General features: G+C 69.0%; 11 protein-coding genes. 6 read left to right on the forward strand and 5 right to left on the reverse strand.

Annotated elements, in window-relative coordinates:
- The 6 genes from DW299_RS00975 to DW299_RS01000 form a co-directional block, all read left to right on the forward strand.
- A partial coding sequence (locus DW299_RS00975) for a sensor histidine kinase (RefSeq protein ID WP_240745277.1) occupies nt 1-626 on the forward strand: 626 nt, incomplete at its 5' end.
- The gene (locus DW299_RS00980) at nt 614-1,252 is read left to right on the forward strand and encodes a LuxR C-terminal-related transcriptional regulator (protein ID WP_136032203.1); all 639 of its coding nucleotides are present in this window, start codon (nt 614-616) and stop codon (nt 1,250-1,252) included. The genes DW299_RS00975 and DW299_RS00980, both read left to right, overlap by 13 nt.
- A gap of 121 nt (nt 1,253-1,373) precedes the next feature.
- On the forward strand, nt 1,374-1,724 hold the full coding sequence (locus DW299_RS00985) for a PadR family transcriptional regulator (protein WP_136032205.1): 351 nt from the start codon (nt 1,374-1,376) through the stop codon (nt 1,722-1,724).
- A 1-nt stretch (nt 1,725) separates the two neighbouring features.
- Nucleotides 1,726-2,094 carry a DUF1048 domain-containing protein gene (locus DW299_RS00990; RefSeq protein ID WP_136032206.1) on the forward strand — a complete coding sequence of 123 codons (369 nt, stop codon included), beginning with the start codon at nt 1,726-1,728 and terminating at the stop codon, nt 2,092-2,094.
- Nucleotides 2,091-2,858: an ABC transporter ATP-binding protein gene (locus DW299_RS00995; RefSeq protein ID WP_136035319.1), complete on the forward strand. Its 768-nt coding sequence runs from the start codon at nt 2,091-2,093 to the stop codon at nt 2,856-2,858. The genes DW299_RS00990 and DW299_RS00995 overlap by 4 nt, the downstream gene beginning before the upstream one ends.
- The gene (locus tag DW299_RS01000; RefSeq protein ID WP_136035320.1) at nt 2,855-3,622 is read left to right on the forward strand and encodes an ABC transporter permease; all 768 of its coding nucleotides are present in this window, start codon (nt 2,855-2,857) and stop codon (nt 3,620-3,622) included. Before DW299_RS00995 ends, DW299_RS01000 begins: the two co-directional genes overlap by 4 nt.
- 105 nt (nt 3,623-3,727) lie before the next feature.
- Here DW299_RS01000 and DW299_RS01005 read toward each other — a convergent pair whose 3' ends face one another.
- The 5 genes from DW299_RS01005 to DW299_RS01025 all read right to left on the reverse strand — a co-directional run bounded on the left by DW299_RS01005 (nt 3,728) and on the right by DW299_RS01025 (nt 8,869).
- On the reverse strand, nt 3,728-4,090 hold the full coding sequence (locus tag DW299_RS01005) for a hypothetical protein (protein WP_136035321.1): 363 nt from the start codon (nt 4,088-4,090) through the stop codon (nt 3,728-3,730).
- Between the two features lie 255 nt (nt 4,091-4,345).
- Nucleotides 4,346-5,821, reverse strand: a complete 1,476-nt coding sequence (locus DW299_RS01010) for a lipase maturation factor family protein (protein ID WP_136035322.1) — start codon at nt 5,819-5,821, stop codon at nt 4,346-4,348.
- Between the two features lie 124 nt (nt 5,822-5,945).
- Nucleotides 5,946-6,923 (reverse strand): choloylglycine hydrolase, encoded by a 978-nt coding sequence (gene bsh, locus DW299_RS01015; RefSeq protein WP_136035323.1) that lies wholly within the window; start codon nt 6,921-6,923, stop codon nt 5,946-5,948.
- A 105-nt stretch (nt 6,924-7,028) separates the two neighbouring features.
- Entirely contained in the window at nt 7,029-7,808 is a 780-nt protein-coding gene (locus DW299_RS01020; RefSeq protein ID WP_136035324.1) for a CPBP family intramembrane glutamic endopeptidase, read from the reverse strand.
- A gap of 155 nt (nt 7,809-7,963) precedes the next feature.
- Nucleotides 7,964-8,869 (reverse strand): glycine betaine ABC transporter substrate-binding protein, encoded by a 906-nt coding sequence (locus DW299_RS01025; RefSeq protein WP_136035325.1) that lies wholly within the window; start codon nt 8,867-8,869, stop codon nt 7,964-7,966.
- Between the last annotated feature and the right edge of the window lie 154 nt (nt 8,870-9,023).

Raw genomic sequence — 9,023 nt, forward strand, 5'->3', positions numbered from 1 at the left:
GGGTGGACGCGCTGACGCTGAGCCGGGCGGCGGCGCTCGACGCGCACGCGGCCGAGCTGCGCCGCATCGAGCGCGACCTGCACGACGGGGCGCAGAACCGGCTGGTGAACGTGGTGATGATGCTGGGGATCGCGGAGCGTGCGCAGGAGACGGGCGGCGACGTCGGAGAACCGCTGCGGCGGGCGCAGGATGCCGCGGCCGACGCCCTCGCCGGTCTGCGGCGCACGGTGCACGACATCTACCCGCCGATCCTCGACGAGCTGGGCCTGGAGGGCGCGCTCGCGTCGCTCGCCGGGCGCAGCGTGGTGCCGTGCGCGCTGGAGACCGCCGGGGTGGGCCGGGTACCGGCGGCGGTGGAGTCGGCGAGCTACTTCGTCGTGGCGGAGGCGCTGACCAACGTGAACAAGTACGCCGCGGCGACGCGCGCCACGGTGCGGGTCGAGCGGGAGGGCGAGCTGCTGCTGATCGCGGTGGAGGACGACGGCGTCGGCGGGGCGGTCGAGCGGCCGGGCGGGGGTCTCGCCGGAATCCGTCGCCGGATCGAGGCCTTCGAGGGCACGCTCGACGTGACGAGCCCGGCCGGCGGGCCGACCGTGCTGAGGACGGAGCTGCCGTGCGGATCGTGATCGCGGAGGACGACACCCTGCTGCGGGAGGGGCTGGCGCTGCTGCTGCGCAGCGAGGGTTTCGACGTGATCGGTGCCGTGCCCGACGCCGAGGGCTTCCTCGCGCTGCTCGACGATGCCGATGCGGCGGTGCTCGACGTGCGGATGCCGCCGACCTTCACGAGCGAGGGCCTCAAGGCGGCCGCCGAGGCGCGGGCCCGCCGTCCCGGCTTCCCGGTGCTGGTGCTGTCCGCCTACGTGGAGGATCGCTACGCGGGGGAACTGCTCGCCGCGGGAGCCGACGGTCTGGGCTACCTGCTGAAGGAGCGGGTGGGCAAGGTCGCGGCGTTCGTCGACGCCCTGCGCCGCGTGGCCGCCGGGGGCACCGTGATGGACCCCGAGGTGATCTCGCAGCTGCTCAGCCGCCGTCGCGCCGACGACCCCGTACAGACCCTCACCCCGCGCGAGCGCGAGGTGCTGGGCCTCATGGCCGAGGGGCTCGACAACACCACGATCGCCGAGCGGCTGTTCGTCACGGAGACCGCCGTGAGCAAGCACATCGGCAACATCTTCGCCAAGCTCGGCCTCTCGTCGAGCGACAGCGGGCATCGCCGCGTCCTCGCCGTGCTCGCCTACCTGCGCAGCTGACGCCGTCGCACCTCTCCGAAGAAGTTCGGTATTCGGTGTTGCTAGGTACCGGTACTCAGTGTTACTTTGTACCGGTACCCAGCAACACTGAGTACTGAACCGAGAAGGAGAGGGGGACCACATGGGCAAGCAGATGACCGAGATGCTCAAGGGCACCCTGGAGGGCATCGTGCTGGCCCTCCTCGCCGAGCAGCCGGCCTACGGCTACGAGATCACCACGCGCCTGCGCGACCACGGCTTCACCGACACCGCCGAGGGCACCGTCTACGCCCTGCTGGTGCGCATCGAGCAGAAGAAGCTCGTCGACGTCGAGAAGGTGCCGAGCGAGAAGGGCCCGCCCCGCAAGGTGTACACCCTGAACGCCGCGGGCCGGCAGGAGCTGGAGGAGTTCTGGACCACCTGGAACTTCCTCACGACGCACATCGAACGACTGAACACCACTCACACGAACACCCCCAGCGAGGAGAACTGACATGGCCGCCAAGTGGATCGAAGCGCTCACCGGATCGCTCGAGCAGAAGAAACAGTACAAGCAGGCGAAGGCGCGGATCGAGGCTCTGCCCGAGCCGTACCGCACGGTCGCCAACGCCCAGCACCGCTACACGATGTACTACGGGGGGATCACCGACGGCGACACGCTCGTGCAGATCTTCCTCGACCTCGCCGACCTGTGGGAGCGCGCCGCGATCGACGGCACCCCGATCGACGACATCATCGGCGCCGACCCGGTCGAGTTCGCCGAGACCTACGCCGAGGCCTACGGGGGCACCCAGTGGGTCGACAAGGAGCGCGCCCGGCTGACCAAGGCCGTCGAGGACGCGAAGAAGAAGGAGCAGTCATGACGAACACCGCCCTCTCGGTGCGAGGCATCGAGAAGTCCTACAAAGACCTGCACGTGCTGCGCGGCGTCGACTTCGAGGTGGAGCGGGGATCGATCTTCGCCCTCCTCGGGTCGAACGGTGCCGGCAAGACCACGATGGTGCGGATCCTCTCCACGCTGCTGAAGGCCGACGCCGGCACGGCGACCGTGCAGGGCGTCGACGTCGCCGCGAACCCCCTCGGCGTCCGCGAGAAGATCAGCCTCACCGGGCAGTTCGCCGCGGTCGACGAGATCCTCACCGGGCGCGAGAACCTCGTGCTGGTCGCGAAGCTGCGGCACCTGTCCGACCCGGGCGGGGTCGCCGACCGCCTGCTGGCCACCTTCCGCCTGACGGACGCCGGTGGCCGCAAGGTCGGCACCTACTCGGGCGGCATGCGGCGGCGGCTCGACATCGCGATGAGCCTGGTCGGCGACCCCGAGGTGATCTACCTCGACGAGCCGACCACGGGCCTCGACCCCGAGGCGCGCATCGAGGTGTGGGACGTCGTGAAGCAGCTCGCGCACAGCGGCACCACGGTGCTGCTCACCACGCAGTACCTCGACGAGGCGGAGCAGCTGGCCGACCGGATCGCGATCCTGCACGAGGGCCGCATCATCGCGAACGACACCCTCGCCGGGCTGAAGCAGCTGCTCCCGCCCGCGCAGGTCGAGTACGTCGAGAAGCAGCCCACCCTCGAGGAGATCTTCCTCACCCTGATCGGACCCTCACGGAAGGACGCAGCATGAGCACGCACTTCGCCGCCGACACGGCGACCCTCACCGGCCGCTCCATGCGGCACATCTTCCGCAGCCCCGACACGATCATCACCACCGCGGTCACCCCGATCGCGCTGATGCTCCTGTTCGTGTACGTCTTCGGCGGCGCGCTCCAGCAGAGCACCGGCACCGACAACTACGTGAACTACCTGCTGCCGGGCATCCTGCTCATCGCGATCGCGTCGGGCATCGCCTACACCGCGTTCCGGCTGTTCACCGACATGCAGAGCGGCATCTTCGAGCGGTTCCACTCCATGCCGATCGCCCGATCGAGCGTGCTGTGGGCCCACGTGCTGACGTCGCTCACGGCGAACGCGATCACCCTCGCGATCATCTTCGGCGTCGGCTTCCTGATGGGCTTCCGCACCGGGGCGAGCGTGTGGGCCTGGCTCGGAGTGATCGGCATCCTGATGCTGTTCACCCTCGCGCTGACGTGGCTGGCGATCATCGCCGGCCTGAACGCCAAGACGGTCGACGGGGCGAGCGCGTTCTCGTATCCGCTGATCTTCCTGCCGTTCATCAGCTCGGCGTTCGTGCCGACCGACACCATGCCCGCACCCGTGCAGTGGTTCGCCGACAACCAGCCGGTCACCTCGATCGTCAACACCATCCAGGCGCTGTTCGCCGAGCGGCCCGTCGGCGATGACATCTGGATCGCCCTCGCCTGGTGCGTCGGCATCCTCGTGGTCGCCTACGTGTTCGCGATCATCTCCTACCGGAAGAAGGTCAGCTGATCGTCGCCAAGCGGAACGGAACGCTCCGTCCGGGGTCTCGCACCCCGGCCGGGGCGTTTCGCTGCGCTCGGCCGCACGGTATGGCAGGCAGAGATCTCCTTCACATCATGGGGAAACCGGGTACGCGGAGACCATGAGCACGGACGCGACAGTGATCACGGCAAGACTCAGACCGATCGCCACACCACCGATCACATGCGGCGAGGCCCTCTTGATGAGTGCGATGACGAGCATGGCCACCTCGATGAGCGTGATCACGAGGAGAGCCGCCTTCGTGCCGTCGATCACGACGTTGGCGACATCGTCTCTGCATGAGAACGCGCACCCGTCCCCTCGCATCGCAGTGAGAAAGACGAGAAGCACGCCGCCGCCGGCAACCACGATCTGAGCCGCCGCCCAGAGTCCCGCAGCGACGTACCGTCGCCGTGGGACGCGCGGGAACCGCGCCTGACTGCGGGGCTCGGTCACGAGAAGTCCGTCATCATGTGTTGGACGAACGCTCGCGGATCGGACATGTAGCTCTTATAGGAGCTATGGATCCGACTGTCAATCGGCGCCCCCGCCTGGCATCTGGCGGCTTCGCGACCAGCCCGTCGGCGAGGACATCTGAATCGCCCGACTCCGGCCGCGCGGTCTGCAGGATCTCGCGCCCGGAAGGAGCCGAGCGCGCCGACGCTCGTTCAGGGCGGGAGGTCTCCTTCACGCCCCCGGAACGCGCCGTCCTCAGCGCAGGCCGAGCGGACCGAGGATCACACGGCGACCGCTGCGCACCCACACGGCACCGTCGGCGCGATGCTCCGCGCGGGTCGCGAAACGGTACCGGTACGACACCGCCCGCACCCATCGCGGCCGTTCACCGTGGAACGGGTCGACGCGCAGCATCCGCAGGGTCGGGCCGTCGGCCTCGAGCAGTCGCAGCAGGAACACCGTGAACCAGTCGTCCAGCGAGTGCCCGAGCGGCAGGAACCACATCAACCAGTCCAGCCGCAGGTGGTACGGGGCGAACTGCCGCGGCACGCGCCGCACGTCTCCGGGCTTGCCGCGGAACCCGTACTCCCGCCAGTGCACCCCCTCCTCGTCGTCCGACCCCTCCACCACGATCTCGATGCGTTCCCGCGTCACCGTGCCGAAGGCGCCGTAGGCGTTGGCGAGCTGCCACCGGTGGAAACTCGCGTTCATCAGCTGCCGCCGCGCGAACAGGTTCCGCACGGCCGGCACGCTCAGCACCACGAACAGCACGCCGACGGCCGAGGTCACCACGACCCACCACAGCGGCATCCCCGACACGGTCCAGGGCAGCGCCGTCTCGGGTGCCCGCTCGGCCGCGCCCACCCCCGGCAGCCCGATCGCCGAGAAGCCGAGCACGATCGTCGCCGCGTTCAGCCACGCGAAGTTGCCGGTGAGCACGAGCCACAGCTGGGTCGCGATCACGACACCGCCGGCGACCGCGCCGACGATCTGCGGCACCGGCCCCGGTACCCACAGCGACAGGACGGGAGCGAACAGGAAGAACGGCACGACCAATTGCGCGACGTGGTTGCCGATGACCTCCAGCCTGTGGAACCACCGCGGCAGCAGGTGCGCCCGGCGGCTGAGCGGGCCCGGCATCGGCTGCGTCTCGTGGTGGAACGTCATGGCGGTGAGGTCGCGCCACTCGCGCCCGCCGCGGATCTTGATCATCCCGGCACCGAACTCCAGGCGGAACAGCAGCCACCAGAACAGCACGATCACCACGACCGGCGGCGGCTGGTCGTTCGACCCCAGGAACGCCGCCAGGAACCCGGCCTCGAGCAGCAGCATCTCCCACCCGAAGGAGTAGAACGTCTGCCCGATGCTCACGACCGACATGTACCCGAACCACAGCGCGAGGAAGCACACCATCGGCAGCCACGGCGGCCCGAGCTGCGGCACCCCCGCGACCAGCAGCACACCCACCGCGATCCCGGCCCACGACAGCGCCACGAGCCGCCGGTCGGTATAGCGCCAGCGGGTGAACAGCGTGGGGTGCAGCAGCTTCCGTCGCTCGCTCTTCTGCGCGACCCAGTCGAGCAGGGCCGGGGCGGGCAGCAGTCCGTGCTCGCCGAGCAGGGCGCGGAACTGGTTGAGCGTGGAGACGAACGCGACCACGTACAGCGCCGCGATGCCCCGCTGCAGGACCTCGCGGGCGAACCCGAAGTCGACCGCCGCGAACCCGTCCACGGCCACAGGCTACGCCGGCCGCCGCACGCCGGTCAGGGGGTTGCGTCCGTCGTTCGAGGGCTGCGCTCCCTGCTCAGGCGCCGGCCGCTGAGCGAGCGCATCGAGACGACGGGCCCGAGGCGCGTCAGTTCTGCATCGCGATCTGCTGCCCCTCGACGAGAGGGTGCACGGCGAGCGCGGTGCCGTCGAGGTCTTCACGGTGCATGTCGACCCCGGTGATCTGACTGTTCTCGTACGTCGTGTAGTAGTAGACGCCCCGGTCGGTGTTGCAGCAGGACGAGTAGATCGTGATCTCATACTTCTCCTCGTCGCCCACCTGCACGCACCCGCGCTGCTGGGCGACGGAGCCGAGGATCTGGAAGAACTGGCTCAGCGACTCCGACTCGGTGGTGCCGCAGACCGAGTTCATGCGGGTGAACACCGCCTTGATGAAGCGCGACGACGACGACAGGTCGCCGGGCAGCCCGATCCCGCCCATGCCGCGGCTGTACAGGTCGAGCGACTGATCCGGCGCGAACGTGTTGTCGGGCTGGCGGCGCGTGAGGTGCCGGTAGTCGTTCAGGCGGAAGCTCTGGATGTCGAACGTGGGGTTGTTCGTGAGCACGCCCCACGGGTTGTCGTACACCTTCAGTCCGTCACGCACGCTCTCCACCACGATCGAGGCGGTCCGGTCGGCGATGATCCAGTGCAGCGGCGACAGCGGGAACTCCGCGCTGAAGGAGATGTCGACGAGGCTCACGGATCGCAGCGCGTCCTTCACCTGGGCGACGGTCTCGAACTGCCCGAGCACCCAGGGGATGAACTCGAACGGGGTGATCTCCGTGCCGCCCGATCCCTCCGCGGGGTAGAAGGCGTTGTCGGGGAAGTTGAGTCCGGCCATGCTCAGGCCTTTCTCGTTCGTGCCGTCGTAGTACAGCGGGTAGCCGTCGGAGACGGTCGCGATGCCGATGATGGCGTGGTGGGTCGACAGGGGCGGGATCCGTCGGAACTCGAAGGGGAAGTTCCGTGGTGTCACGGTGACGGTCTCGTGGTACGAGAACTCCAGATCGAGGTTGCGCCCGAAGTAGTGGTCGGCGGTGGTGAAGCTCAGTCCTGTGCACATGGTTCCCTCTCCCGTTGCCGGGGCCCGGCCGGGTCCGCGAACGGTCATGGTCGCACCTTCCCCCGCGGAGCGTAAGGGGGGTGCCACCCGCGGCGGACGAGTGCTCTACGGTGTCGCGGTGCGCTCGTCGGCGCCGCGGATCACGAACGCGACGCCCACCAGCGCCACCACCACCGCGACGATCTCCAGCACAGGGCCCAGCCCGGCCAGCGGCCCTGCGGCGCCGTGCCCGACCGCGAAGGTCGAGAAGTCCCAGAACCCGTGCAGCACCATGGCCCAGATCAGGCTGCCGGTCACGCGGCGCAGGACGTAGAAGATGGTGCCGGCGCCGAAGGCGAGGAACACCTGCTGCAGCGTGGGGGCGAAAGGCTGCCCGCTGAGCGCGTTGATGAGGTGCATGAGTCCGAACAGCGCGGAGGTCAGCAGCCACACCCACACCTCGGACAGGCGGCTGCGCAGCCCGACGAGCAGCAGTCCGCGCGTGGTCAGCTCCTCGGTGAAGCCGACCAGCAGCAGGACGATCGACGCGGCGAAGAAGGCGCCGTCGTAGGAGGCCCAGTCGGTGGAGGCGAGGTTCACGCCCAGGGCCACCGCCATCAGCACCGGGGCGATGATCGGCCAGCGATGCGCGGCGCGCGTCCGCTCGAACAGGGCGGGACGCCACCACCCGAGCAGGCTCGTCGTGATCGCCAGGAGCACCGCTCCGACGATGAGGGACAGGCCGGCGCCCAGGAAGAGGTCGCGTCCGCTGTCGCCGAGGGACGTGTAGGGAATGCCGGTCGCCTGCTGCACGGTGAAGACGACCGCGACGTACGCCAGGTAGATGACGAGGCCGATCCAGATCCGCGGCCGGACGCGGAGGGGTGTGGTGCTCTCGGTGGCCATCTCGTCCTCGGGTGTCGCGTGCCGGGTGGGGTTCGGGTTCAGTGAAGCGCACGCCGACCCGCCAGCGCAATCGCGAAGGCAAGCCCCGGCCGGGGGAGACGTCGAAGGGAGGGCCCCCGGACGGGAGCCCTCCCTTCGTGCAGAGACGGGTCAGCTCACCTGACGGTCCAGTCGAACTGGTCGCCGTACTTCTCCAGCCACGCGTCGACCGCGTCGGCTTCCTTGCCCTCGCCGTACTCGTTGACCACGAGGTCTTCGAGCGCACCGTACTGCTCGTCGTCGAGCTTGATCTTCTCGATCAGCTCGGCCGCCTCCGGGAACTCCTCGGCGAAGCCCTTGGTGCCGAGGAAGTGCAGGCGCTCGGCCTCGCCCATGGCGCCCTTCGGGTCTTCGAGGTCCTTCACGGGGAAGGCGTCGTTGGCCCAGAACGGACGCCACAGCGTGACGACGATGTCCTCCTGCTTGTCGGTCGCGGTCTTCAGCTCGGTCAGCATCGCCGCGGTCGACGAGGTCACCAGCTCGTACTCGCCGTCGAGCCCGTACTCGGGCATCATCTTCTGCGTCTGCGCGGTGAGGCCGGCGCCCGGCTCGATGCCGTAGATCTTGCCGTCGAAGTCCGCCCCCTTGCCCGCCAGGTCTTCGATGGAGGTGAGCTCGGAGTACTCCGGCACCGCGAGGGTGAGCTTGGCGTTGTCGTAGTACGCGCCGAGGTCTTCGATGTCGTCGCCGTACTTCTTCATGTACTCGGCGTGCGTGAGCTCGGGCCAGGCCGACGGGTACATGTCGACATCGCCCTGCGCGAGACCCGTGTAGAGGGGACCCGCCTCGGTGAGCGTCTTCATCTCGACCGTGTAACCGATCTTCTCCAGCTGGTCCTGCAGGAGGTACGCGGTGCTGAGGCCGTCGGTCCAGGAGGGCAGGAAGCCGAGCGTGATGGTGCCCTTGTCGTCGGCGTCGCCGCCGCCCGCGCTGGTGCCACCGGCTCCGTCGCCGCTGCATCCGGCGAGGGTGAGCGCTGCTGCGGCGCCCAGAGCGGTGAGGGTCAGGATCTTCTTCTTCATGTGCTTCTCTCTCTTGCGTTCCGTATGTGATTTCAGGAGTGCGGACGAGCCGCGGGACAGCGGGTGGGCGGCGTGCGGGACGGAAAACGGGCCGGAACCCGCCCCCGCAGGCCCCTTTCCGACCCCGCACCCGCGCGTGGGCGGAGGCGGGGTC

This window comes from Microbacterium sp. K35 (genome assembly GCF_004794375.1).
GTDB classification, from domain to species: Bacteria; Actinomycetota; Actinomycetes; order Actinomycetales; family Microbacteriaceae; genus Microbacterium; species Microbacterium sufflavum.